The 23,546-nt window shown below is 64.2% G+C and carries 20 protein-coding genes; 10 read left to right on the top strand and 10 right to left on the bottom strand.

Annotated elements, in window-relative coordinates; translation table 11 throughout:
- Positions 1-21: 21 nt before the first annotated feature.
- The 3 genes from XH90_RS27970 to XH90_RS27960 all read right to left on the bottom strand — a co-directional run bounded on the left by XH90_RS27970 (position 22) and on the right by XH90_RS27960 (position 4,529).
- Positions 22-594 (bottom strand): hypothetical protein, encoded by a 573-nt coding sequence (locus XH90_RS27970; protein ID WP_194477509.1) that lies wholly within the window; start codon positions 592-594, stop codon positions 22-24.
- A 65-nt stretch (positions 595-659) separates the two neighbouring features.
- Positions 660-887: a hypothetical protein gene (locus XH90_RS27965; RefSeq protein ID WP_194477508.1), complete on the bottom strand. Its 228-nt coding sequence runs from the start codon at positions 885-887 to the stop codon at positions 660-662.
- 237 nt (positions 888-1,124) lie between these two features.
- On the bottom strand, positions 1,125-4,529 hold the full coding sequence (locus XH90_RS27960; protein WP_194477507.1) for an acyl-[ACP]--phospholipid O-acyltransferase: 3,405 nt from the start codon (positions 4,527-4,529) through the stop codon (positions 1,125-1,127).
- A 681-nt stretch (positions 4,530-5,210) separates the two neighbouring features.
- Here XH90_RS27960 and XH90_RS27955 point away from each other — a divergent pair.
- A complete protein-coding gene (locus XH90_RS27955; RefSeq protein WP_194482836.1) occupies positions 5,211-5,828 on the top strand; it encodes a TetR/AcrR family transcriptional regulator in 618 nt (205 codons plus the stop codon).
- 18 nt (positions 5,829-5,846) lie between these two features.
- Here the strand turns inward: XH90_RS27955 and XH90_RS27950 are convergent, their stop codons facing one another.
- The 3 genes from XH90_RS27950 to XH90_RS27940 form a co-directional block, all read right to left on the bottom strand.
- The gene (locus XH90_RS27950; RefSeq protein ID WP_194477506.1) at positions 5,847-7,151 is read right to left on the bottom strand and encodes a GGDEF domain-containing protein; all 1,305 of its coding nucleotides are present in this window, start codon (positions 7,149-7,151) and stop codon (positions 5,847-5,849) included.
- A 247-nt stretch (positions 7,152-7,398) separates the two neighbouring features.
- Positions 7,399-8,703, bottom strand: coding sequence for a nicotinate phosphoribosyltransferase (gene pncB, locus XH90_RS27945; protein WP_194477505.1), 1,305 nt, complete (start codon positions 8,701-8,703; stop codon positions 7,399-7,401).
- Between the two features lie 121 nt (positions 8,704-8,824).
- Positions 8,825-9,754 (bottom strand): LysR family transcriptional regulator, encoded by a 930-nt coding sequence (locus tag XH90_RS27940; protein WP_194477504.1) that lies wholly within the window; start codon positions 9,752-9,754, stop codon positions 8,825-8,827.
- Positions 9,755-9,850: 96 nt separating this feature from the next.
- Here XH90_RS27940 and pcaH point away from each other — a divergent pair, with 96 nt between their 5' ends.
- The 3 genes from pcaH to XH90_RS27925 all read left to right on the top strand — a co-directional run bounded on the left by pcaH (position 9,851) and on the right by XH90_RS27925 (position 11,856).
- On the top strand, positions 9,851-10,633 hold the full coding sequence (pcaH, locus tag XH90_RS27935) for a protocatechuate 3,4-dioxygenase subunit beta (protein WP_194477503.1): 783 nt from the start codon (positions 9,851-9,853) through the stop codon (positions 10,631-10,633).
- Between the two features lie 17 nt (positions 10,634-10,650).
- On the top strand, positions 10,651-11,277 hold the full coding sequence (gene pcaG / locus XH90_RS27930) for a protocatechuate 3,4-dioxygenase subunit alpha (RefSeq protein WP_194477502.1): 627 nt from the start codon (positions 10,651-10,653) through the stop codon (positions 11,275-11,277).
- Positions 11,278-11,466: 189 nt separating this feature from the next.
- Complete coding sequence (locus XH90_RS27925) at positions 11,467-11,856, top strand: SPW repeat protein (RefSeq protein ID WP_194477501.1); 390 nt, start codon at positions 11,467-11,469, stop codon at positions 11,854-11,856.
- Positions 11,857-11,864: 8 nt separating this feature from the next.
- Here XH90_RS27925 and XH90_RS27920 read toward each other — a convergent pair whose 3' ends face one another.
- Positions 11,865-12,770 carry a helix-turn-helix domain-containing protein gene (locus XH90_RS27920; protein ID WP_194482835.1) on the bottom strand — a complete coding sequence of 302 codons (906 nt, stop codon included), beginning with the start codon at positions 12,768-12,770 and terminating at the stop codon, positions 11,865-11,867.
- 50 nt (positions 12,771-12,820) lie between these two features.
- On the opposite strand from XH90_RS27920, the gene pobA reads away from it, so the two are divergent.
- Positions 12,821-13,993 carry a 4-hydroxybenzoate 3-monooxygenase gene (gene pobA / locus XH90_RS27915; protein WP_194477500.1) on the top strand — a complete coding sequence of 391 codons (1,173 nt, stop codon included), beginning with the start codon at positions 12,821-12,823 and terminating at the stop codon, positions 13,991-13,993.
- Between the two features lie 99 nt (positions 13,994-14,092).
- Here pobA and XH90_RS27910 read toward each other — a convergent pair whose 3' ends face one another.
- The 3 genes from XH90_RS27910 to XH90_RS27900 all read right to left on the bottom strand — a co-directional run bounded on the left by XH90_RS27910 (position 14,093) and on the right by XH90_RS27900 (position 18,255).
- Positions 14,093-16,243 carry an adenylate/guanylate cyclase domain-containing protein gene (locus XH90_RS27910; RefSeq protein ID WP_194477499.1) on the bottom strand — a complete coding sequence of 717 codons (2,151 nt, stop codon included), beginning with the start codon at positions 16,241-16,243 and terminating at the stop codon, positions 14,093-14,095.
- Between the two features lie 19 nt (positions 16,244-16,262).
- Positions 16,263-16,931, bottom strand: coding sequence for a hypothetical protein (locus XH90_RS27905; protein WP_194477498.1), 669 nt, complete (start codon positions 16,929-16,931; stop codon positions 16,263-16,265).
- Positions 16,932-17,115: 184 nt separating this feature from the next.
- Positions 17,116-18,255, bottom strand: coding sequence for an HD domain-containing phosphohydrolase (locus XH90_RS27900; protein ID WP_194477497.1), 1,140 nt, complete (start codon positions 18,253-18,255; stop codon positions 17,116-17,118).
- Positions 18,256-18,540: 285 nt separating this feature from the next.
- On the opposite strand from XH90_RS27900, the gene XH90_RS27895 reads away from it, so the two are divergent.
- From XH90_RS27895 to XH90_RS27875, 5 genes are read left to right on the top strand one after another with little or no spacing between them, the layout of a single operon-like run.
- Positions 18,541-18,864 (top strand): STAS domain-containing protein, encoded by a 324-nt coding sequence (locus tag XH90_RS27895; protein WP_194477496.1) that lies wholly within the window; start codon positions 18,541-18,543, stop codon positions 18,862-18,864.
- Positions 18,864-19,229: a response regulator gene (locus XH90_RS27890; protein WP_194477495.1), complete on the top strand. Its 366-nt coding sequence runs from the start codon at positions 18,864-18,866 to the stop codon at positions 19,227-19,229. The genes XH90_RS27895 and XH90_RS27890 overlap by 1 nt, the downstream gene beginning before the upstream one ends.
- Positions 19,226-21,322: a chemotaxis protein CheA gene (locus XH90_RS27885; RefSeq protein ID WP_194477494.1), complete on the top strand. Its 2,097-nt coding sequence runs from the start codon at positions 19,226-19,228 to the stop codon at positions 21,320-21,322. The genes XH90_RS27890 and XH90_RS27885 overlap by 4 nt, the downstream gene beginning before the upstream one ends.
- Positions 21,322-21,783, top strand: coding sequence for a chemotaxis protein CheW (locus XH90_RS27880; RefSeq protein WP_194477493.1), 462 nt, complete (start codon positions 21,322-21,324; stop codon positions 21,781-21,783). Before XH90_RS27885 ends, XH90_RS27880 begins: the two co-directional genes overlap by 1 nt.
- 38 nt (positions 21,784-21,821) lie before the next feature.
- Positions 21,822-23,519, top strand: a complete 1,698-nt coding sequence (locus tag XH90_RS27875; protein WP_194477492.1) for a methyl-accepting chemotaxis protein — start codon at positions 21,822-21,824, stop codon at positions 23,517-23,519.
- Positions 23,520-23,546 lie beyond the last annotated feature (27 nt).

Here is a 23,546-nt window from a genome sequence, read left to right as displayed (position 1 = left end):
GGCGTGGCTTCGGGGTGAATGCTAGCCGGCCGTATGTTGCTGGCTCGCTTCGTATCGTTCGTTCGCTTGCTCAAACAAGCGTCGCCTCTGCTCACGGTCCAGGCGGTGCTCGTCGAGCGTCATCGCGTCCCATTCGCTGCGCTCGACGGTCAGGAAATCTCCGCCGTAGATGTGGATGGCGCCAGTCAGCCGACCGATCGGGTTGATGACCGAGTGAATGATGTCGAAGCCGAATGCGATGGCCTCTTTTTCGGACAACGCCTTCGCGCCGGCCGCCTCGACCTTGTTCGGCGTGCTCGGAATGCGCCGCCAGAAGATATTGTCTTCTCGTCCCGAGTAAACGCCAATCACGGCCCACATGCGGTGATCGTGGGGCATTACCATCATGCCTGGCGCCCATATCACGTTGAGGATTGTCAGTGAGACTGAATGGAATAGTGTGCGGCTCTCGGGCCGCTTCGGCTCACCGAGCCCGTTAAGGACGGCCGCCGGTTCGGACACCGCGCGTGCAAGGATCTCACGAACAGCCTTGTGGGTTGGGTCCGCTGCGACCGCTGCACGGCAGTCGGCGACAAACTGCTCCGGATCAAACATGCCAATCTCCATTTAAAGGTCAAGGCGGTTGAATTGTCCGAAGGCGGATCGTGTTGGCGAGCTCTCTACGCCTTCGCTTCCCGTTCTGAGATCACTTCATGATTGGCGTCTGGCCGAACTTGCGCAAATTCCACGCCGTGCCGGCGTCCCTCGGCGATGCCCTGAGCGATTGCCCGCGCGACGATCTCGACATCTGCACGTGACAGATGACCGAGCTTCCATGAACATACGATCTGGCGACCGCGTTCCAAGTCTCCGTAGCAGGTAATCGGAGGCAGCGGCTTGATCGGCATTTCGCATCTCCACGACCGCCATGAGGATGAAATCTACATCAGTCGCAACCGTTCAGCCATGCATTTTGCCGTGCTGCATCGGCACTTTCATTGCGTGTACGCATGGTAACGACGGTCGACTAGTTCCTCGGTTGCCCAGGGAAATCCAGGCTTCGGGGGCAGCAACTGACCCCGATGCCTGCTGTGGAGCAGCACCACACCGTGCGTCTGCGCGGTGCCACGGCGGCGGTCTGAGCTCTACGCAACCTCGCGTTCCGGTGAGGTCGCCTGCTCGCGGGCCATCGTCGTCGCCGTGACGTAGTCGGTCTTGCCGGTGCCGAGCAGCGGCACCTTGTCGACCACCATGATCGTCGCGGGCACGGTCAGCTCGGAGGCGCCGATCGACTTGGCCTGGGCCTGCATCGCGCTGCGCTCGGCATTCTTCTCCGTCGTCAGCAGCACGATGCGCTCGCCCTTGCGCTGGTCGGGGATCGACACGGCGACCGAGCCAGCCTGCGGCCACAGCGTCGTCGCGATGCTCTCGACTGCGGACAGCGAGACCATTTCGCCGGCGATCTTGGCGAAGCGCTTGGCGCGGCCCTTGATGGTGATGAAGCCTGCGGCGTCGATGGCCACGATATCGCCGGTGTCGTGCCAGCCCTCGGGCAACACTTCGAGCACGCCAGGGTTTTCGGCCCTGAGGTAGCCGAGCATCACGTTCGGTCCGCGCACCGAGAGGCGCCCACCTTCCTCGATGCCGGGGACCGGATCGAGGCGGCTTTCCATCAGCGGCGAGAGGCGGCCGACGGTGCCGGGCCGGTTGGCCATCGGCGTGTTCATCGCCAGCACCGGCGCCGTCTCGGTGACGCCATAGCCTTCGAGGATGCGGATGCCGTAGCGCTCCATGAACACCTGGCGCGTGCGGTCCTTCACCGCCTCGGCGCCGGCGATCACCAGGCGCAGGGTGCGGAAGTCGTAGGCATGCGCCGAGCGGGCGTAGCCGGTGAGAAACGTGTCGGTGCCGAACAGGATCGTGGCGCCGGTCTGGTAGATCAATTCGGGTACGATGCGGTAGTGCAGCGGCGAGGGGTACATGTAGATCGGAATGCCCGCGAGAACAGGCATCATCATTCCGCCCGTCAGGCCGAACGAGTGGAACACCGGCAGCACGTTGAACACCTTGTCGTTGGCGTTGGCATCGACCCGCGCGAGCGCCTGCGCGGCGTTGGCGAGGATGTTGCGGTGGGACAGCACGACGCCCTTGGGCGTGCCTTCCGAGCCCGAGGTGAACAGCACGACGGCGGGATCGTTGGCCTGGCGGGCGACGCGCGGCGCGGTGCCGGCGAGCAGGCCCTTGATCTTGTCGGTGGTGCCGATCGAGGCCCTGATATCTTCGAGATAGACGACGCGCGCCTCGGCCGAGATCGCGGCCATCAGCTTGTCGAGCTTGCCCTTCTCGATGAAGGCTTTCGATGTCAACACGGTCTTGACCTGCGCGGCCCTCATGGCGGCGAGGACGTTGACCGGGCCGGCGGAGAAGTTGAGCATCGCGGGAACGCGGCCGATGCTCTGCAGCGCCATGAAGACGACGGCGACGCCCGCGGAGTTCGGCAGCAGCACGCCGACGTTCTCGCCGGCCATCGTGCCGGTCTCGAGCTTGCGGCTCAGAACCTGCGCGCCGAGGATCAGCTTGCGATAGGTCAGCCTGGTGCCGAGCGCGTCCTCGATGATCACCTTGCCGGTGTCGCGGTCGCGATAAGCATGCCCGAGCGCCTCGAACAGCGAGTGATCGAGCATGGCGTTCTTCACCAGGGCGTCGATCATCACGTCCTGAAGCGCCGCGCCCGCGGCGTTGCGGCGCGCCTTGCCCTTCAGCTGTTCATCGACCGGCAGCTTGACCGGCGGCAGGATCGTGACCGTCACCCGCGGAAACCACGAGCGCTTGATCTGGCTGGAGTTGAGGTAGCTGAGATGCGAGCGCTGGGCGCCTTCGATGCGAACCGGCACGACCACGGCGTCGGCCTTGTCGGCGATCATCGCGGTGCCATCATAGACCTTCATCAGGGAGCCGGAGACGGTGATGCGTCCCTCCGGGAAGATCACCACCGGCTCGCCGGCGGCGACGAGCTTGATCAGGTCGCGTGCGGCCAGCGGCTTGGTCGGGTCCATGGTGTAGTGCTTGACCACGCGCAGGAACGGCTTGGCCCACCAGGCCTTGGCGATGCCGGTGTCGACCGCGAAGCTCGCGTCGATCGGCAGCACGGCGTGCAACAGCGGGCCGTCGACCAGGCTGACATGATTGGGCGCGATCAGCATCCGCGTGCCCGGCGGCGGCAGGTTCTCGAGCCCGCGCACTTCGGTGCGGAACAGGGCGCGAAACAGCAGGCCGCCGAAATCGCGCACGCCTTCCTTGCCCCATTTCGTCAGCACGAACCACACGGCGCCGAAGCTCGCGACACCGAGGCCGAAGAAGATCCAGCCGACATGCAGTCCGCCGGCCTGGAGCAGTGCGACGAACAGCGAGCCCACCACCATGAAGGCGGCCTGCAGCACGTTGCCGGCGGCGATGATGCGGGCGCGCTCGCCCGGTACCGACCAGGCTTGCACGGCGGCGAAGGACGGAACCACGAAAAGCCCGCCGCCGAACGCGAAGGCGACGAAGTCGGCCAGCATGCGCAGACCCGCGAACGAGGTCGCGAAGTCGACCGCGGCGATGTCCTGGCCTTTGGCTATGACAGCGATGGCCCAGGCGAGATCGAGCCCTGCGCAGCCCATGATGATGGCGCCGATCGGCACCAGCGCGAGGTTCGGGCGAACATGGCTGAGGCTCGCGGCGAACAACGAACCGATGGCGATGCCGATCGCGAAGATCGCCAGGCACAGCGTCACCACGCCTTCGCTGCCACCGACGACGTCCTTGACCAGCGCGGGCAACAGCGACAGCACGATGGCGCCGACCAGCCAGAACCAGGAGACGATCACGGTGCCGTCCCACAGGCGGTGGTCCGCATAGAGTGTCTTCAGCAGGCTGAATGTCGAGGTCCAGGGATTGGCATCGACGGGCAGATCGGGCGCGGAAGGCGTTGTTTGCGGAATGCGGGAGGCAAAGGCCCAGGACAGCAGAGCCAGCACGACCACGGCCGACGCGACCCAGCCCATATGGGCGGAGCCGGCCACGAACTGGCCGCCGGCGACGGTGCCGAGCAGAATGGCCATGAACGTCGCGCCTTCGACGAGCGCATTGCCGGTAGCGAGCTCGCCGAGCTCGAGCTGGTCCGGCAGCATCGAGTATTTCACGGGGCCGAACAGGGCGGCGATGATGCCGAACAATGCGAGCGCTGTGAACAGCAGCGGCACCGAGTGCATGAAGAAGCCGGCTGCGGCAAAGGCGGCAGCGAAGATCTCGGCAAACTTCAACCGTCGTGCGACGACGGATTTGACGTATTTGTCGGCGAGCTGGCCGCCGAGCCCTGACAGAATGAAATAGGGAAAGATGAAGACGGCGCCTGCCACCGTCACGAGGGCATCGCCGTGGCCGGTTGCGGCGCTGTAAAGCAGGATGATGACGAGTGCGTTCTTGAGCACGTTGTCATTGAGCGCCGAGAAAAATTGCGCCCAGAATAGCGGCGCAAAGCGGCGTGACGACATCAAATCCCTGATCATGACTAGTCCTGTTTTGGAGAGGCAGCCCGAGGTTGTTACGTTGCAGGTCGAACGTCACGACCGGAAGGTTGTGGGAGAAGCGATCGCAGGGCGACCGTGGTCGCCGGCCTGCCCGTGTCCCTCGGTCCCTCCGATCCTGTTGGTCTCCAGGTGATCTCGTTAGGTTCGCAAATATCCGGTCGCGGTCGCAGTCGGGGCGAAAATGCCGCGCCTGACGCATATCGCCACGGCCAATAAGGAAAGCCTGAACCGGAGGGTCGATATCGGGCGAATGGGCCTGCAATGTTCGGGCATAGTAAGTCCTTTGTTGCGGTTGGCCCTTGCATTCGAGCGGACGCGCACGCGCATGCGCATCGGCTTGCCTCAGGTGAGGTGGGCGAGATGGCGAAAGGGGTTGAGGCGGCCGAGCAGGCTGAAGCGGTGGCCGTCATGGCGGGCACGGGCGCGGCTGGCCCGCCACATCCGGAAGGTCGCGCGGCGCTCGGTGAGCACGCCGGCAACGTCGCAGGCATTGGCGATGCGATCGACGGGCGCCATGGCGAGCCGCAGCAAGGCGCGGCCAAATCCGGTCACGAGAGCCGCGGCGTCGTCGACAAAGGTGGAGGCGATATCAACAGCAAGGGTTTGCATTTTGCAGGTCTCCAGGTTAATTTGAACAATGTTCAAATGAGTAGCTTGAAAATGAACAATGTTCAAGAAGAATCGCTGCGAGACCAGAAAAAAAATCGGCGCCGGCTCCTTATCGTGGAGATCGCCCGGGGGATTATTTCCGCTAAAGGATTGAGATCATTGAAGGTTCGAGACGTTGCGGACGCCGCCGGCTGCTCCGTCGGCAGCGTCTATAACGAGTTCGGGGACTTCGACGGGGTGATCCTGACCGTCAACAGGGAGACGGTTCAGGCCCTCACGGTGCGGCTGGGCGAGGTTCCGGCCGAGGACCCGGTTCGCCAGCTCTATGGATTAGCCGAGACCTATCTCGATTTCTTCGCCGAGAACGCCAATCTGCTGCGCTCGCTGTTCGAACATCGGATGGAGGACGATCGTCCGTATCCCGACGACATCCTTCAGATGGTGATGGACGCCTTCGCGCTGATGCATCCGCCCTTGGTGCGGGTGCTACCGGATGCGGACGACGTGAAGATCGCGCTGTTGTCGCGCACGTTGTTTTCCGCGGTGCATGGCATCATTTCGCTTGGCCTCGAAGAGCGCATGGTCGCCGTGCCGCCGCAGTTGCTGCGACAGCAGGTTACGCAGTTTCTGGACGCGCATCTCGTCGGTCTCGGGATCCTGCCGGCGTGATGATTGCGATGGCCGCCGTCACGCCCGAGCGGCTTCGCGCGGCCTCGTGACGACGACGACATCGGGTTTCCCGTTGTCGACCTGAACCCGGTTGCGTCCCTTTTCCTTGGCGCGATAGCAGGCGGCATCGGCCTGACGCATGACCTCCTCGAGCGTGGTGTCGCGGTCGGCTATGCAGGCAACGCCGATACTCGCGGTCACCGCAAAACAGCGATCGTCCCAGGCGAAGCTGAACAGTTCGAGCGACCGACGCAGCCGCTCGGCGATGTCCACTGCGTCGTAGGGCGCGCATTGCGGCAATATCAGTGCAAATTCGTCGCCGCCGAGCCGGGCGACCAGATCGTGCGGCCGCCGGCCCTGCTGCAACAGCTGCGCGACCTGACACAGCAGCCGATCGCCCGCGAGATGCCCACAGCTGTCGTTGACGCTCTTGAACTGGTCGAGGTCGAGCAGGATCAGGCTGAGCGCACCTTCGCTGCGACCATCGAGCTCACTTTGCAGGCGGGCTTCGAAGGCGCGGCGATTGACACTACCAGTCAACCAATCATGCGAGGCCTGAAAGGCGAGGCGCTCCTTCTCGGCGTGCAGCGCATCCTCGAACGCCTGCCGCTGGAGCACCAGTCGCCGCGTGTGCCAGATCAACAGCAGGATCAAGGCGGCGGCGGTGGCGATGTTCAGCCACGTCAGCGTCAGCTTGATCGCGCGGGAGCCCTTGCCCAGCACCGCCGAGAACCGCTCGGCATGCTCGGTGAATTGCCTGTTCAGCTCCGAGAGCCGGGCCGACAGGAATTGCAGGCGGCCGCTGTCGCCGATGGGGCCGTCCTTCAGTTCTCCTCGAATGACCTCACCGAAGACGTTGAGCTCCAGCAGCATCGGATCGGTCGCGGTCCACTCCCGGATTGCATCACGGAAGAAGCTCACCTGGTGGAAATAGCGGAACAGCCAGATCAGGCCGGGAACGTCATCGGGATGGTTGCCGCCTTGCAGCAAGCCGATGCGCGCGAGTTCGACATCGACTGGATCGCGCTCCAGCGCCCATCTCGCATATTCGTCGCCGATCGGGACAGCGAGCGAACTCTGGTATTGCGCGAACTGGCCGGCTTCGCCCGAGTGCAGATAGAGATTGAGGAAATAGACAGCGTTCTTCTGTGAGCGCGACCACATCGCCTCGCCCGCGACATAGGCGCGAACCGACGACATCACCTCGAGGCTCAATCCCGCGATCGTCGCCTGCAGCACGACGACCATGACGAATGGCGAGACGAGCTTGATGACGTGAAGGAAGCTGCGTTCCTTCGCCGACGTTGCTGTTCTGCGAAACACTCTGCGTTCCCCAAATCACTCAACGATCCCAGCGGAGCGTTCCGCTGATAACGCCAATAAGACGGGAACACTGCTTAATTCGACTTGAAGAAGCCGAAAGACCACCGCGCACGGTGAAAGCGCTGTGAAACCGATGCGTGTAGATCGCTGCAAATGCTACGCAGCCGGAACCGGAGCGGTATCGGCGCGCCGATGCCGCAAATCCGACTTTCGCCGTTTACCCGATCGAGAGGATTTCAGCCCGGCGCTACACCAGCACCGGCTTGCGGACGCGGCCGGCATCGCCGAAGACGCGCAAGTACCGCTCGATCTCCGAGGGCATTCCGGTCGCCTTCTCCGGATTGTCTGAGAGCTTGACGGCCGGATGTCCGTCGACCGACGACACCTTGCAGACCAGCGAGATCGGATCGAGGTTGAACGAGCCGTCCGGCGCGCAGCCGACGAAATCGTTGGTGAGGTTGGTGCCCCAGCCGAACGAGAGCCGCACGCGGCCGGCGAAGTGGTGGTAGGTCTCCTCGATCGAGCCGACGTCCATCGCATCGGAGAACACCAGCAGCTTGTCCCTGGGATTGCGGCCCTTCTTCTCCCACCAGGCCACGATCTCTTCGCCGGCCTGGATCGGCGGCGCGCTGTCGGGGCGGAAGCCGGTCCAATCGGCCACCCATTCCGGCGCATCGCGCAGGAACGCCTTCGTGCCGAAGGCGTCGGGCAGCGCGATCAGCAGATTGCCGCCATAAGTCTGACGCCACTGATCGAGGATGCGATAGGGCGCCCAGCGCAACTCCTCGTCGTCCTTGGCGAGCGCGGCCGCGACCATCGGCAGCTCGTGCGCGTTGGTGCCGATGGCTTCGAGATCGTTGTCCATCGCGAGCAGCACGTTGGAGGTGCCGATGAAGGATGAACCAAGGCCTTCCTTCACCGCTTCCACGCACCAGCGCTGCCAGAGGAAGCCGTGGCGGCGGCGGGTGCCGAAGTCGGACAGCCGCAGATTCTCCAGCTTGCGCAGCCGCTCGACCTTGGTCCACAGCTTGGCCTTGGCGCGGGCATAGAGCACGTCGAGCTCGAAGCGGCCGCGGCCCTTCATTGCCGACCGCGAGCGCAATTCGTTGAGGATGGCGAGCGCGGGAATCTCCCACATCGTGGTGTGGGTCCACGGCCCGTGGAAATGCAGCTCGTACTGGCCCGCGACCTTGCGCAGCTCGTATTCGGGAAGGCGGAATTCGGCGAGCCAGCGGATGAAGTCCGCCGAGAACATGTGGGTCTTGCCGTAGAAGGTGTTGCCGGCGAGCCAGATCAGCTCTTTCTTGGTGAAGCGGATGGTGCGGGCGTGGTCGAGCTGGGCGCGCAGCTCTCCTTCGTCGATGGTCTCCGCAAGGCGCACATGGCGCGAGCGGTTGATGACCGAGAAGGTCACCTGCTGATCCGGGTAGTCTTCCCGAATCATCTGTAACATCAATAGCTTATAGAAGTCGGTATCAAGCAGGCTGCGGATGATGGGATCCAGCCGCCAGCTATGATTGTAGGTTCGGCTCGCAATGTCGGTCACTGTCATGGCCGAATTCTAGCGTGGCCGCCCGCGCGCAACCAGTGGGTTTGGCGAGGGGCTGGCCACGGCGCGGGTCGGTGTCATCAGGGGCGGTGAAACAATTCCCTCGGCCATCGCAACGGCCAGGTCAGCCGCCCGCGGCCGTCGCAGCCACGGACTCCAATTGCGCCCGGACCCAGCGATGGGCCTGGTCCTTCTGATAGCGCTGGTGCCAGACCATGAACATCGGCAACTCGGCCAGGGTGCGGGTGCGCGAGGGCAGTGGTATCCGCGCATGCGCAAAACCGTGCATTACGCCGGAGGCGAGCAGGCTCGGCATGCTCGCCAGCATCTGCGAGCCGCGCAGGAACGACGGCACGCCCGAGAAGCTCGGCACTGAGATGGCGATGTCGCGGTGAAAGCCGTTCGCAGCGAGCCGGCGATCGAAGTCGAGCCGCTCGTTGTCGGTATAGACCACGGTGATGTGGCGTGCGGCGAGATAGGCGGCGCGGCCCGGCGGCGCGGCGCGCGCCTTGGGATCGAAATAGCAGACGTAATGATCGCTCAGCAGCCGCTTTTGCACGATGTCGACGCCAACAGGCGGCAGCGGGGTGATCAGCAGGTCGCAGCGATTTTCGCGCAGCGTCGCGGGCGAGGGCGATTGCGATGGGATCACGCGCAGATTGAGGCTTTTCACCTGCGCGGCGACATGCCCGAAGAAGCGCGGCAGCAGCAGGTCACGCTGGAAATCGTTGGCGGCGATCGTCAGCGAAAGCTGCGCGCTGGCCGGCTCGAAGGTGCCGCCGCCGGCGAAGCTGCGCATCTCGTCGATCAGCGCGCGCGCCTTCGCGGCCAGAGCCTGGGCATGGGCGGTCGCGGCGATGCCGCGGCCGGACTTCGCGAACAGGGGATCGCCGGCGATCCGCCGCAGCTTGTTCAGGCCGTGACTGACCGCCGATTGCGTCAGGTCGAGGCGCGTTGCGGCTGCGGTCACCGAGCCCTCCTCCAGGACGGCCAGGAACAGTTCGAGGGCGTGGCCGTCGAGCGCCAAATGATCGATTTCCTTCATGCAATGCATTATAATCGATCTATTTATTTGTGGAATAGGCCGGCCCATGATCTCGCCGACACGCCGCGTCCGGACCGGTCGCGGCCACAGGGAGAGACAACGCCGATGAATGTCCAGGCGCCAGCCTTACGGGATCCTCGCCTCAACAGCCCCGAGCCGTTCACCCCGCGCGACGGCGGCTTTTTCCAGCGCGACCGCACCATCCATCCGCCGGCATACGCGCCCGGCTACAAATCCTCGGTGCTGCGCTCGCCGCGCCAGGCGCTGCTGTCGCTCGAGAACTCGGTCTCGGAGATCACGGGACCGGTGTTCGGCCACAACGATCTCGGGGCGCTCGACAACGATCTGATCCGCAACTACGCCAAGGACGGCGATCCCGTCGGCGAGCGCATCATCGTCCATGGCCGCGTTCTCGACGAGACCGGCCGCGGCGTGCCGAACACCCTGGTCGAGTTTTGGCAGGCCAATGCCGGCGGCCGCTACCGGCATAAGAAAGATACCTATCTGGCGCCGATCGATCCGAATTTCGGCGGCTGCGGCCGCGCGCTGACCGACGACACCGGCTATTACTATTTCCGCACCGTGAAGCCGGGCCCGTATCCCTGGCGCAACTTCGTCAACAGCTGGCGTCCAGCACACATCCACTTCTCGGTGTTCGGCTCGGGCTTTGCGCAGCGGCTGATCACGCAGATGTACTTCGAGGGCGATCCCCTGATCCCGGTCTGTCCGATCCTGACGACGATCCCGGACAAGGACGCGCTCGATCGCCTGGTGGCGCCGCTCGATCTCAACGCCTCGACGCCGTTCGACTCGCTCGCCTACCGCTTCGACATCGTGCTGCGAGGCCAGCGCTCCACCTATTTCGAAAATCGTCCCGAAGGCAACTGAGCCCAGGAAACTGAATCATGCCGCAGCCGCTCGACTATCTCAAGGAAACCGCCTCGCAGACCGCCGGCCCTTACGTCCATATCGGCCTGATTCCGGCCATGGCCGGCTTCGACATTTTCGAGAAGAACTTTTCCAACGTGCTGGTGACGCCGAACACGCAAGGCGAGCGCATCACGCTGGAAGGCAAGGTGCTCGACGGCAGCGGCTCGCCGCTGCGCGATGTGCTGCTCGAGATCTGGCAGGCCAACGCGGCCGGTCGCTACAATCATCCGGCCGATCGTTCCGTCGGCGCGCTGGATGAGGAGTTTCGCGGCTGGGGCCGCGGCGGCTCCGATTTTGAAAGTGGCGTCGTCACCTTCGAGACCATCAAGCCGGGCGCCATCACCGACAAGGCGGGACGCAAATGCGCGCCGCACGTCAATGTCTGGATCGTCGCGCGCGGCATCAATATCGGCCTCAACACGCGTCTGTATTTCTCCGACGAGGAAGCCGCCAACGCCGCCGATCCCGTGCTCAACCTGGTCGAGCCGCAGGTGCGTCGCAAGACGCTGATCGCAACGCGTAGCGAGCGGGCCGGCAAGGTCGTGTATTCCTTCACGATCAATCTGCAGGGACCGGACGAGACGGTTTTCTTCGACGTCTGATTGATCCCGTCTAAGATGAAACGGCCCCGTTCGAGGATAGGGCCGTTTCTGTCGTCGCGATCCCGGAACCGCAGGACTATCGTCGCCGCTTCGGGAGTGAGACCAAAGTCTAGGCCAAAGATCCCTGCCGCCCAGGAACCAAATCGCCTCCCGATCCTTGCTCCGATAGGTCCCTCGCGGAGGTTTGTCATGAGCAAGCTGCAAGAGCGCGAAACGGCCCCTGACGTCTACAATCTCCTTCTGGCAGCCGTCCTCTTCGTATCGCCGTGGCTGTTCAAGCTGACCAATAGCCAGGGCAAGATCGACCTGTGGGTCACGAGCGCCATCATCGTCGTGCTCTCGCTGGCAGCCATCATTGCCTACCGGGACTGGGAGGAATGGATCAACGTCCTGATGGGCGTCTGGCTCATCGCATCGCCCTGGCTGCTCGGATTTCCGCATACGCGGGCGATGCACCTGAGCATCGGCTTCGGTATCGCCATCGTGCTCCTGGCGCTGCTCGATCTCTTTCTGCACTACGAAAAGAGGCATCCGGACGACGCTCTCGCGGAAGCGCGGCGGAAAAGCGTCCGCCAGTAGAGCTTCGATCAGGCTTCGTCGCCATGAAGCTGCGTCCGAAAGGCACGCGGCGACAGTCCCGTAGCTGCGGCATAAACCCGGCTGAAATAGGCGGGGTCCTCGAAGCCAAGGGCATAGGCGATCGTCGAGACCGGCAGGTTGGTGTAGACGAGGTTGCGCCGCGCCTCGCGGATCAGCCGGTTCAGGATCAGATGCGAGGCGGTGTCGCCGGTCGCCGCGCGCGTGACACGATTGAGATGGGTCGGCGTGATGGCGAGTGCCTTCGCATAGTCGGCCACCGTCCAGCGCTCCAGATGATGCTGTTCGAGCGAGGCTTCGAAGCGGCGGAACAGGTTTGTCTCGGCATTGCCGCCGCCGCCGCTCTCGCCGGTGAGGGCACGTGCGACGAGGCCGATCATGGCCGCCGACAGCGCGCGCAGCACATGGGCGCGGCCGAAATCGCGCGCGGCGTGCTCGGCAAAGATCTGCTTCATGGTGGCGCGGATCTGCGGCGTGCCGCGCACCACGGCCGATTGCGACAGGACGCCGCGCAGCCCTTCTGCCGCGAGCAGGACCTCGTCAAGGATTTCAGCGGCGATGGTCAGCACCCAGCCTTCGGTTCCGGGCACGAAGCTGAAGCCGTGGACATGGCCGACCGGCACGTTGACGATCTGCATCGGCTTGAGCGGCACCACGCGCCCGTCGAGCGTCGCCTCGCCGCCGCCGCGCTCGATCAGCAGCACCTGGTGCAGCCGGGCATGCCGGTGCACGGCGAGCGTCCAGTCGTGCAGCACCGAGCGGGACGCAATCGTCTCGCAATGGACCACGTCCGGCAGGTCGCCGGCTTCGCCGAACAGGTTGTAGACCCGGATGGCCGGGGCGGGGGCTGCTGTCCTCATGTTCGAATAGTACAAGACAATGGCAAAACCCTCCATCGGTCCGAGCAGATGAATCTGCAAAAAAGTAGGCGCGGGAGGACGGAAAAATGAAAGTTCAGGTCTGCATCATCGGCGGCGGGCCGTCCGGGCTGTTGCTGTCCCAGCTTCTGCATCTGAAGGGCATCGACACGATCGTGCTGGAGAAGTCCAGCCGCGACCACGTGCTGGCTCGCATTCGTGCCGGTGTGCTGGAGCACGGCTTTGCCAGGCTGATGCGCGAGGCGCAATGCGGCGAGCGGATGGACCGCGAGGGCGAGATCCACAACGGCTTCGAGATCGCCCATGACGGCGTGCTCTCCCATATCGATCTGCACAAGCATTCCGGCGGCAATTCGGTGCTGGTCTACGGCCAGACGGAGCTGACGCGCGACCTCTACGAGGCGCGCGACCGGCTCAGTGGCAAGGTGGTGCACAATGCCGAGGACGTGACGCCGCATGACCTGGCGTCGGATCGGCCTTACGTGACGTACCGCGCGAACGGCGCGACAGTTCGCGTCGATTGCGATTACATCGTCGGCGCCGACGGCTTTCACGGCGTCAGCCGCAAGTCGATCCCGAAGGACGTGCTGCGCGAATACGAGAAGGTCTACCCGTTCGGCTGGCTAGGGGTGCTATCGCGCACCAAGCCGGTGTCGCCGGAACTGATCTATGTGAAGCACGATCGCGGTTTCGCACTCTGCTCCCTGCGCTCACAGGTGCTGAGCCGCTATTATGTCCAGGTGCCGCTCACCGACAAGGTCGAGGACTGGTCGGACGACGCGTTCTGGGCCGAGCTGAAGCGTCGCCTGCCGGACGACGTCGCTGCGCGATTGGTGACCGGTCCCTCGATCGAGAAGAGCATTGCGCCGCTCCGCAGCTTCGTTGCCGAGCCGATGAGTTTCGGCCGCCTGTTCCTCGCTGGCGATGCTGCCCACATCGTGCCGCCGACCGGCGCACGCGGGCTGAACAGCGCGGCCTCGGACATCCATTATCTCTATCACGCGATGCTCGCCCATTATCAGAATGGCGACGATTCCGGGCTGAAAGGCTATTCCGCAAAGGCGCTGGCGCGGATATGGAAGGCGCAGCGCTTCTCCTGGTGGATGACGATGATGCTGCATCGTTTCCCCGATCGCTCCGAGTATGAAGACCGGCTCCAGCAGACGGAGCTGGACTATCTGCTCTCGTCGGAGACGGCGCAGCGGTTGCTCGCAGAGAACTACGTGGGGCTACCGTTCTAGAGCATGATGGCGCTGGGTTCGATCGGCCTGCCCCCCTCGTCGTACCTCTCCCTCCAGGAGAGGTGTCTGGAGATTGTCGAGGGATTGCTTTAGCAGCAGCTACTTCCCTTCCAGCGTATTCACCGGCGTCCAGTCGGCCGCCGGTGGATTGGTCGCCATGATCCGCGCACGTTTGGCGAAGTATCGGCACGGCGGATCGTCTCCGCCGGCACTTTCAAACAGCTCGGCAGCTTTTGCGAAGTCGCGGGCGCGCCAGCACGCTAGTGCCTTGGCATAAGTCGCCGCGCGAATGCCTTGCTCCTGCGTCTGCTGGCTCTTCTCGGCGAGCGGCTCGTATACCCTGATCGGCTCGTCGCGTCCCTGCACCCTGACCATGTCCAGCTCGCGCCAGACATAGGCGCTGCGGCTCTGGTTCACGGTTGCCTCGGAGGCCATGATCACGGTGCCGAAATACTTGTTCGCGCCTTCGAGCCGTGAAGCCAGGTTCACGGTGTCGCTCATGACGGTGTAGTTGAAGCGCCGGCGCGAGCCGATATTGCCGACCACCGCTTCGCCGCTGTTCAGCCCGATGCGGTGGGCGAGACCGCGGCCCCGAAACGCGGGATGGCTGTCGTTGAGCTCGTCGAGCCGGTCGCGGCATTGCAGCGCTGCCGCCACCGCGTGCTGCGCATGATCGGGATCGACGGCCGGCGCACCGAACATCGCGACGATGGAATCGCCGATATATTTGTCGACATAGCCGCCATGGCTTTCGATGATGTCGGTCATGGCCGAGAGATAGTCGTTCATCAATGCGACCAGCTCTGCCGGCGTCATCTTCTCGGCAATCGAGGAGAAGCCGCTGAGGTCCGAGAAGAACATGGTGATGTTGCGCATCTCGCCGCCGAGCACCGGCATCTTGCCGGAGGCGACCATGCCGTCGATCACCTCGGGCGCGAGATAGAATGCAAAGCTCTTGCGCAGGAAACGCTCCTCGCGGTCGGCGATCACGAAGCGGTAGCCGATCATCATCGCGAGCGCTGTGAGACCCGCGAGCACGGGCTCGGTCAGGGGCAACGCGATGGCGTGCGCGAATGTGCCGACGGCGACGGCAGCGTAGGCGACGGCGAGTCCGAGCCAGGTGATCGCCGCGCCGGTCGGAGCGAGCAGGCAGGCGGCAGCGGCAATGATCGCCGCGAACACGATCGTCAGGATCGTCCGCAGCGAGAAGGTGAGCTCGGTGACGGCGTCATGCTCGAGCAGATTTCGTACAGCAGTGGCATGGACGAAGACGCCGGCAACCGCGCTACGGGCTTGTTTCGCAGCGCTCGCAGGGGCGGGCAGAGCGCATCGCGCCGCCGGTCCTCCGTCATAACCGCGGCCCAGGTGCATCGACGTGAGCTTGCGGTCTTCGAAATTGAGGATGCTGCCGAGCAGCACGATCTTGCCGTCGAAGGCACGGCGGAAGAAGTCGATGTCTCCCTTCTCGGCGCAGGCGCGCAGATCGGCGAAGGAATAAGCGGGAACGTCGTGGCCCATGCCGCGGAAGTTGAGGGTGAGGGTGTTGGGCACCGCGCCCGGGACCGCGTAGCCGGACAAGCTCGTTATCCCGGTGGGGCCGGCCTCGGGCTTGACGCCGAGCGATCGCGCAGCGAGTTCGACGGCCATCGCGGGCATCGGCTGCCCCTCGATCGAGAAGCTCAGCGGCATCCGCCGGATGACGTTGTCGGGGTCGGTATGGACGTTGAGGGCGCGGATGTTGTTTTTCACCGCCAGTTGCTGCGCGCGATCGGGCCTGTCCGGATGGTCATTGCTGAGAATCTCGCCAAGCACGAGCTTGCCGCTGTCGGAGAGCTTCCTGAGCGCGATCAGATAGTCCCGGTCAAATCCCCTCACGCGGCTGCCGAACGACACATCGCCAAAGGGAATCTCCGACTGCTCGATCGAGCTCGGAAAGATGACGTCGAATCCGATGACCTTGGCGCCCCCCTCGGCAATGCTGCCGAGCACCCTGCCGATCTCGCGCGTCCAGGTTTGCGTCGGCGATCCCTTGAAGGGCGGCGTCTCGTAGGTCTCTCCGTCAATCGCCACGACGACGACCGGCGACGTCGCGGGATCACGATGGTCGCCGAACATTGTCCAGCGCAAGGCCGTGAGAATGTCGAGCGAGAGCCCTTGCAGCCGCTGGAACGGAGGGCACGTGAAAGCCGCGCCCGTAAAGAGCGCAATCAGGATCGCCGCAACGATGTCCCGCTTGCCGATCCGCCGCATCGTTGCCGTCGCGGACCGTCTATTCGAGCCGCAGCAGACGACCGATGATCGGCGTCGGCGATGTGGTCGCGCTGGCGTCGACCTGGAACGTGTAGCGCTTGTTGCCGAGCTTCGCGAGGTAGCTGCCGCCCGGTGTCAGCGACTTGCCGGCCTTCGAAAGGTCGTAGAATTTTCTGGCGACCATGATGTCGTTCTTCAGCGCAAGTGTGATCGTGGGCTCCTTGCCGTCGGTGCGTTCGATCACCAGCGTGCTGCCGCTCTTGGCCTGGATCAGCGGTGCGACACCGTAGATCGTCGGCAGCTTGGCCGGCGCGCTGTTGGCATCGGCTCGCATGCTGCGGAACGTGGTTGCCGCGCTCTGGTTCGCCTCGCGCTCGGAGAGCTGCGCGGCGTTGGCATCGCACGGCACCTTGACGCGCTGGACGTTGCCGAGTTGCACGGTGCTCTGTTCCGCTCCGACCAGCACGACGCCTTCGGTGATGGTCTCGCGCAGGCAGGATTTGAGATAGCTGAGCGTGATCCCGGCCTTGGGGCCGAGCTTGATGATCTTGCCGGGCGCCACATAGTCCATGAATTCGATGCCCTCGACCTTGCCCTGCACGTCCTCGACGATGGCGGCCGGCGTCTCCGCAATGGCCGGCGCACTCAGGCAGAACAGGCCGACGATGGCGCCGATCAGGCTTCTCATGGTTTTTCTCATTCCAGTTCGAAAGGATAGGAGACTGATCCACGTCTCGCTGGGAGGTTATCAGGGGGACCCCAGGCAAGTGTGATCAGAATCACTCTAAGTATTGGTGCAGCCTGGCAGGATCAGGTTCAAACCTGTGATGGCAGAAAACGGCGCCGCAGCCAACCGTGCCGCTATGCGCCCGTCAGAGCGCCGGGGCGGTTTCGGGCGAGCGGTCCTGGTCCGAACGGCTCCCAGTGGCTCGATATATAATGGGTGCGAGGGCCGCCTCGGATTTCTGCAGGGGTGTCGCGGTCTGCCCGGTAGCGATCGCCACGACCTCTTCCCAGCGCGACAGAAAGGCTTCAACGCAGGCCGGGTCGAACTGCCGTCCCTGGTTTTCGACCATGTAGGCGCGTGCGACGTCCAGCGGCATCGGCTCTTTATATGGGCGTTTGGTCGTCAGGGCGTCGAACACGTCCGCGACCGCGACCACGCGCGCGGCGACAGGGATCTCGTCCGCCTCGAGGCCGTTCGGATAGCCGGCGCCGTCCCAGCGCTCGTGATGGCCTGCAGCAATCTGCGCGCCGAGCTGGATCAGCTCGCAACTCGAATCGGCGAGGATCTTCCCGCCGATCGTCGCATGGGTGCGGATCACCGCCATCTCGTCGTCGGTCAGCTTGCCGGGCTTGAGCAGGATATTGTCGGGAATGGCAACCTTGCCGACGTCGTGCAGGGGCGCGGCGAGATAGATGTCGCGGCAGAGCCGGGCAGGGAGACCGAGTTGCTCGGCGATGATCCGGCTGTAGCGGGCGACGCGCAGCGTGTGCTCGCCGGTGTCGTTGTCGCGATATTCGACCGCGAGCGCGAGCCGCAGGATGATCTCCTCCTCACGCTCGCCGAGCTTGCGGGTGGCGGCCGCGACGTCGCTCGCCAAATGCGCCGCGCGATCGTTGAGCTTGCGTACGGCTGCACCAAGCTGAATCAAATTCCGCAAGCGCACCGTCATCTCGACGCTCTGCGGTGCCTTGGGCAGGAAATCGGTTGCACCCGCCTGCAGCGCTTCCATTTTGAGGTCGTCAGTCTGCCGCGATGTGATCATCGCGATCGGAATATCGGCGCATCCCGGCAGTGTACGAAACGCGCGGATGAAGCTGATGCCGTCCATGTGCGGCATTTCGTAGTCGACCAGAACGAGATCGAACACGCGCTCGCGCGCGCAAGCCAGCGCCGCGACGGGATCGAGGAAGGTCGTGGCCTCGACGAGCCCCTCCGCTTCGATATGACGTTTCAGGAAATTGAGGACAGAGCGGCTGTCATCAACCAGAAGCGCTTGGGTCAGCATCGGCGGCCGGTCCCGTTCGGATGGCGAGGCGTGACCTCAACGAATAGCCTGCGCGATTTAACGCGGAGCAAACATTCATTCCGCGGCAAACTGCCTCAACGTTGCGCGCAGCGCATGAGATTTGAGCGGACGATGCACGCTTGCATGCATACGCGAAGTCTTGGGGATTGTGACCCGTAGTTGTACGGGGGATTCCATTAGGAGTTTGCACACTCTCCAACGCGAATAGTCATCGTAGGAGATTCGCGCCATGCGTGCAGCGGTTCTCGGGAATTTGGGGGACGAATGTCGTCTGATGTCACTGAGCCGAAGTGGTCCCTACGGCTGCCTGCTGATTGCAGCATCGCTGCGATCCGCAGCGTGTATGACCTGATCCGCGAAGCGTTCGGCCGGCAGGACCGGCTCGAGATCGATTGCTCCAGCGTCGACAAGGCCGACGTGACCTCGATTCAGCTTCTGCTGTCGGCTGCCAAGACCGGCGATGCCCAAGGCCGCCCGGTGGTTCTGACCTCTTTCTCCCAGTCTCTGCGCAACACCCTTCGTCGTGCCGGCTTCGCCAGCGACGCGATGATCGATCAGCACTTCCCGCAAAAGAAAGATGGCATCTAATGGCCACGATTCTCACGGTCGACGATTCCCCCAGCATCCGTCAGATGATCAAGGTCGTGCTGGAGCCGGCGGGTCACAGCGTGATCGAGGCCGGCGACGGGGCGCAAGGCCTCGCCAAGGCGCAGGCCGGCAAGCTCGACCTCGTCATCACCGACCTCAACATGCCCGTCATGAACGGGCTGGAGCTGATCAAGGCGCTGCGCAAGCTGCCGAGCGCGGTCGGCATGCCGATCGTGTTCCTGACCACCGAATCCAACGACGCGGTGAAGCAGGAGGCCAAGAGCGCCGGCGCCACCGGCTGGATCACCAAACCGTTCAAGCCCGAGCAACTGCTCGCCGTCGTCGCAAAACTGGTGCGCGCATGAGCGCGATGGACCCGACCGAGGTCTTTCGCCAGGAAGCCAGCGAGCTGTTCGAGGTCCTTGAAGGGGCCCTGCTCGACCTCGGCCAGCGTCCCGACGACCGCGAGCTGGTCGATTCAGCCTTTCGCGCCCTGCACACGATCAAGGGCTCGGGCGCCATGTTCGGCTTCGACAAGGTCGCATCGTTTACCCACGAATTCGAAACCGCTTTCGACCGCGTCCGCAAGGGCGAGATCAAGCCGACCCAGGAGTTGATCTCGGTCGCACTGGCCGCCAAGGACTATATCCGCGCGCTGATCGAGGATCCGCAGTCGACCGACGACATCATCGGGGAAGCCATTCTCGACGACCTCAAGCGCTTCGTGTCGTCGGATCGACCAGCTGCGTTGGTCGCCGAGATCGCGGAAGCCCCGCCGCTCGCGCCCGTCGGGAGCAGGCAGGTCGGCTGGCACCTCTACCTGGAATTCGAATCCCACATTCTGCGCAACGGCTCGAACCCGCTCGATCTGCTGGAAGATCTCTGCAAGCTCGGTCCCTGCTTCGTCGTGCCTATCACCGACGGCGTCCCGTTCCTCGACGAGATGGAGCCGGAAGACTGCTACCTGAAGTGGGACGTCAAGCTGCACGCGGCCTGCGACAAGGACGCGATCGACGATGTCTTCATGTTCGTCTCGGACGAGATGAAGCTGACGCTCTCGCCGCTGGAGCATGTCGAAGCGCCCGCGCCGGCGCCGCTGTTCCATCTGCTCGACGAAGAGCCGGCGGCGGGTGTGATTTCCGCACCGGTCGTTGAGGCCGTTGCTGCCCTCGTTGTCGAGCAGCCTGCCGCAGAGGTTGAGCCCAAGCCGCAAGCCAAGCCTGAGGCCAAGGTCGAATTGAAGCCTGAGCCGAAGGCCGAAGCCAAGCGCGACGATCGGGGCATTGCGACGGTCCGCGTCCAGGCCGAGCGCCTCGACGAGTTGATGGACCGGGTCGGTGAGCTCGTCATCGCCCAGGCGCGACTGAGCCAGCTCGCCGCCTCCGGCTCCGACCTCTCGATCAAGATGATCGCCGAGGAGATCGAGCGCCTCGCATCCTCCCTGCGCGACACCACGATGGGCGCGCGAATGGTGCCGATCGGCTCTTTGTTCGGCCGCTTCCGCCGCCTGATCCATGATCTGTCGCGCGACCTGTCGAAGCCGGTCGAGTTCGTCACCTCGGGCGAGGATACCGAGCTGGACAAGACCATGATCGAGTGCCTGGCCGATCCGCTGGTGCACCTGATCCGCAACGCCATCGACCACGGCATCGAGGACACCGCGACCCGCGCCGCCAATGGCAAGACCGAACAGGGCCGGATCGAGCTCGCGGCCGTACACTCCGGCGCGCAGGTGCTCGTCACCGTGAAGGACAATGGCGGCGGCCTCAACACCGCCCGCATCCGCGCCAAGGCCGAAGAGCAGGGCCTGATCTCCGCCGGTGCCGTGGTCTCCGATCACGAAATCCATCAGTTCTTGTTCCACCCGGGCTTCTCGACCGCGCAGACCATCTCCGCGCTGTCCGGCCGCGGTGTCGGCATGGATGTGGTCAAGCGCACCATCGAGAACATGCGCGGCTCGATCGACCTGACGACCAGGCCGGGCCAGGGCACCACGGTGACCTTGCGGCTGCCGCTGACGCTGGCGATCATCGAAGGCCTCCTGATCCGTGTCGGCGAGGGCCGCTACATCATTCCGCTGTCCGCCGTGGAAGAATGCGTCGAGCTGACCGCCGAGGACGAACGCTCGCGCGGCCGCAATTTCCTCAATGTGCGCGGAAATCTCGTGCCCTTCCTGCGCCTGCGCGAGATGATGTCGTCGACTGGCGCGCCCGACCGCCACCAGAAGACGATCATCATCTCGACCGGCGAGACCCGCGTCGGTCTCGTCGTCGACCAGATCATCGGCAACCACCAGACCGTGATCAAGTCGCTCTCCAAGCTGCATTCGGACGTCACGATCTTCTCCGGCGCGACCATCCTCGGCGACGGCACGGCGGCGCTGATCCTCGACGTCACTCAGCTCGTCACCCTGGCGCAGTCGAAGGTCGAGAAACAGCATATCTGCGAGGCGGCGTGATGACCGAAGGACAGGTGGCGGAGCACCGGGCCGACGCGATGCAGGTCGTCATGATCGGGCTAGGTGAGGAGAAATTCGCACTCGACGCCGGCCTCGTGCGCGAGATCATCGATCCCGTGCCCGTCACCAGAGTTGCGGGCGCGCGCGCCTTCGTTCCGAGCGTGATCAACGTGCGCGGGAACGTCATTCCGCTTGCGGACTTGCGCATCCGTTTCGGCATGCCGCAGCTCGAGGACTCCGCGGATACGCGCATCGTCGTGATCGAGATCGAGCTCGACAACGAGCCCGTGCTCGTCGGCGTCACCGCCGACAAGGTCTACGAGGTGACCGAGATCTCGCAGACCGACGTGCAGCAGACGCCGCGCGTCGGCATGCACTGGAAGCCGGAATACATTCGCTTCATTGCCAAATGGCGTGAAGAGTTCGTCATCGTTCCGAACATGGAACGCATTCTGAATTGAAACGGGGTCTCGCGGCGAGACCGGGTTGGGGGCTGGTTATGAGATTTACGGTCAAGGCGAAGCTTTCCAGCGCGTTCGGCCTGGTCATCGTCCTGTCGATGGTCGCCGGCGGCGTCGCCTACATGAAGCTCGGCGACATGATGGCGACCGCCGACAACATGGTTCTGCGCGCCAAGCGCATGGAGAAGGCGACCGAGATTGAGAAGGACATTCTGATCCAGCTTCGCGCGGAGAAGAACGCGATCCTCGGCACCGACAGCGAGATCGAGCAGGCCATCTCCGACGCCGCGAAGCGCCGCGAGGAGGCTGCCAAGACCAGGGACGAGGTCTACGCGCTCGCGAGCGAAGCCGGCAAGAAGCTGCTCGACGCCTTCGCCGCGACCTACGGCAAGATGAATGCCTACCAGGAAGAGACGATCCGGCTGTCGAAGACCGACAAGGCCAAGGCGACCGAGCGCTCGATGAACGAGGGCCGCAAGATCGTGAACGAGGCGCTCGAGTCGATGGGAGCCTATGTCGACAATACCAAGAAGGAGATGGCCGAACAGGCGGTCGAGTCGAAGGAAGAGGGACATCAGGCGCAGTTCATGCTGCTGACGTTGCTGGGCGTCTCGCTGCTGGTCGCGATCGCCGCAGCCCTGTGGATTTCGATATCGATCAGCCGTTCGCTCGGCCGTGCCGTCAGCCTCGCCGGCGCTGTCGCCGACGGCGATCTCAACCAGACGATCCCGTCCTCCAGCAATGACGAGATCGGCGACCTCACCAAGTCACTGAACGTGATGGTCGGAAAGCTCCGGCAGATCGTCGCCGAGGCGCTCACCGCCGCGCAGAACGTCTCCGCCGGCAGCCAGGAGCTCTCCGCCAGCGCCGAGCAGCTTTCGCAGGGCGCGACCGAACAGGCCTCGTCCGCCGAAGAGGCTTCTTCCTCGATGGAAGAGATGGCCTCGAACGTGAAGCAGAACGCCGACAACGCCAACCAGACCGAGAAAATCGCGGCGCAGTCGGCCAAGGACGCAGAAGCCAGCGGCGTCGCCGTCGGCCGCGCCGTCAGTGCGATGCAGACCATCGCCGAGAAGATCACCATCGTGCAGGAGATCGCGCGCCAGACCGACCTGCTCGCGCTCAACGCGGCGGTCGAGGCGGCCCGCGCCGGCGAGCATGGCAAGGGCTTTGCGGTGGTCGCCTCCGAGGTACGCAAGCTCGCCGAGCGCAGCCAGGCTGCGGCGGCCGACATCGGTACGCTGTCGAGCGAGACCGTGAAGGTCGCGCAGGAAGCCGGCGAGATGCTGTCGAAGCTCGTGCCCGACATCAAGAAGACCGCCGAGCTGGTGCAGGAGATCACCGCCGCCTGCCGCGAGCAGGATGTCGGCTCCTCGCAGATCAACCAGGCGATCCAGCAGCTCGACAAGGTCGGTCAGCAGAACGCCAGTGCGTCCGAGCAGGTGTCCTCGACCTCGGAAGAGCTCGCCTCCCAGGCCGAGCAGCTCCAGTCGACCATCTCGTTCTTCCGCATCGAGCATGGCGGCCGCGGCGAGAGCGCCGCGTCCGCGCCGATCGACCGCGCCGTCACCCAGCTCCGCAGCAAGGCGGGGCAGATGCAGGCGGCGGACCGCGGCGCGAAGAAGCCCCCGCCCGCTCGCAAGCCCGCGCGCGCGATGAAGGTCGCGGGTGGCGGCGGCTTCGCCTTCGACATGCATGACGGCGAGGACGATCGCGACGCCGAGTTTCAGCGCTGACATCTAGAACCATCTGATCCTGGACTT

Source organism: Bradyrhizobium sp. CCBAU 53338 (assembly GCF_015291665.1).
In the GTDB taxonomy this organism is placed as follows: Bacteria; Pseudomonadota; Alphaproteobacteria; order Rhizobiales; family Xanthobacteraceae; genus Bradyrhizobium.
This window is presented reverse-complemented; position numbering and strand designations above follow the sequence as displayed.

What these genes read in the sequence shown, in the direction of transcription:
- XH90_RS27885 (WP_194477494.1), top strand. Translation starts at nt 19,226, where the DNA reads ATGAGCGCGATGGACCCGACCGAGGTCTTTCGCCAGGAAGCCAGCGAG.
- XH90_RS27875 (WP_194477492.1), top strand. Translation starts at nt 21,822, where the DNA reads ATGAGATTTACGGTCAAGGCGAAGCTTTCCAGCGCGTTCGGCCTGGTC.
- XH90_RS27910 (WP_194477499.1), bottom strand. Translation starts at nt 16,243, where the DNA reads ATGCGGCGGATCGGCAAGCGGGACATCGTTGCGGCGATCCTGATTGCG.
- XH90_RS27880 (WP_194477493.1), top strand. Translation starts at nt 21,322, where the DNA reads ATGACCGAAGGACAGGTGGCGGAGCACCGGGCCGACGCGATGCAGGTC.
- XH90_RS27940 (WP_194477504.1), bottom strand. Translation starts at nt 9,754, where the DNA reads ATGCATTGCATGAAGGAAATCGATCATTTGGCGCTCGACGGCCACGCC.
- XH90_RS27965 (WP_194477508.1), bottom strand. Translation starts at nt 887, where the DNA reads ATGCCGATCAAGCCGCTGCCTCCGATTACCTGCTACGGAGACTTGGAA.
- XH90_RS27925 (WP_194477501.1), top strand. Translation starts at nt 11,467, where the DNA reads ATGAGCAAGCTGCAAGAGCGCGAAACGGCCCCTGACGTCTACAATCTC.
- XH90_RS27970 (WP_194477509.1), bottom strand. Translation starts at nt 594, where the DNA reads ATGTTTGATCCGGAGCAGTTTGTCGCCGACTGCCGTGCAGCGGTCGCA.
- XH90_RS27890 (WP_194477495.1), top strand. Translation starts at nt 18,864, where the DNA reads ATGGCCACGATTCTCACGGTCGACGATTCCCCCAGCATCCGTCAGATG.
- XH90_RS27960 (WP_194477507.1), bottom strand. Translation starts at nt 4,529, where the DNA reads ATGATCAGGGATTTGATGTCGTCACGCCGCTTTGCGCCGCTATTCTGG.
- XH90_RS27955 (WP_194482836.1), top strand. Translation starts at nt 5,211, where the DNA reads ATGAACAATGTTCAAGAAGAATCGCTGCGAGACCAGAAAAAAAATCGG.
- XH90_RS27905 (WP_194477498.1), bottom strand. Translation starts at nt 16,931, where the DNA reads ATGAGAAGCCTGATCGGCGCCATCGTCGGCCTGTTCTGCCTGAGTGCG.
- pcaG (WP_194477502.1), top strand. Translation starts at nt 10,651, where the DNA reads ATGCCGCAGCCGCTCGACTATCTCAAGGAAACCGCCTCGCAGACCGCC.
- pcaH (WP_194477503.1), top strand. Translation starts at nt 9,851, where the DNA reads ATGAATGTCCAGGCGCCAGCCTTACGGGATCCTCGCCTCAACAGCCCC.
- pobA (WP_194477500.1), top strand. Translation starts at nt 12,821, where the DNA reads ATGAAAGTTCAGGTCTGCATCATCGGCGGCGGGCCGTCCGGGCTGTTG.
- XH90_RS27900 (WP_194477497.1), bottom strand. Translation starts at nt 18,255, where the DNA reads ATGCTGACCCAAGCGCTTCTGGTTGATGACAGCCGCTCTGTCCTCAAT.
- pncB (WP_194477505.1), bottom strand. Translation starts at nt 8,703, where the DNA reads ATGACAGTGACCGACATTGCGAGCCGAACCTACAATCATAGCTGGCGG.
- XH90_RS27895 (WP_194477496.1), top strand. Translation starts at nt 18,541, where the DNA reads ATGTCGTCTGATGTCACTGAGCCGAAGTGGTCCCTACGGCTGCCTGCT.
- XH90_RS27920 (WP_194482835.1), bottom strand. Translation starts at nt 12,770, where the DNA reads ATGGAGGGTTTTGCCATTGTCTTGTACTATTCGAACATGAGGACAGCA.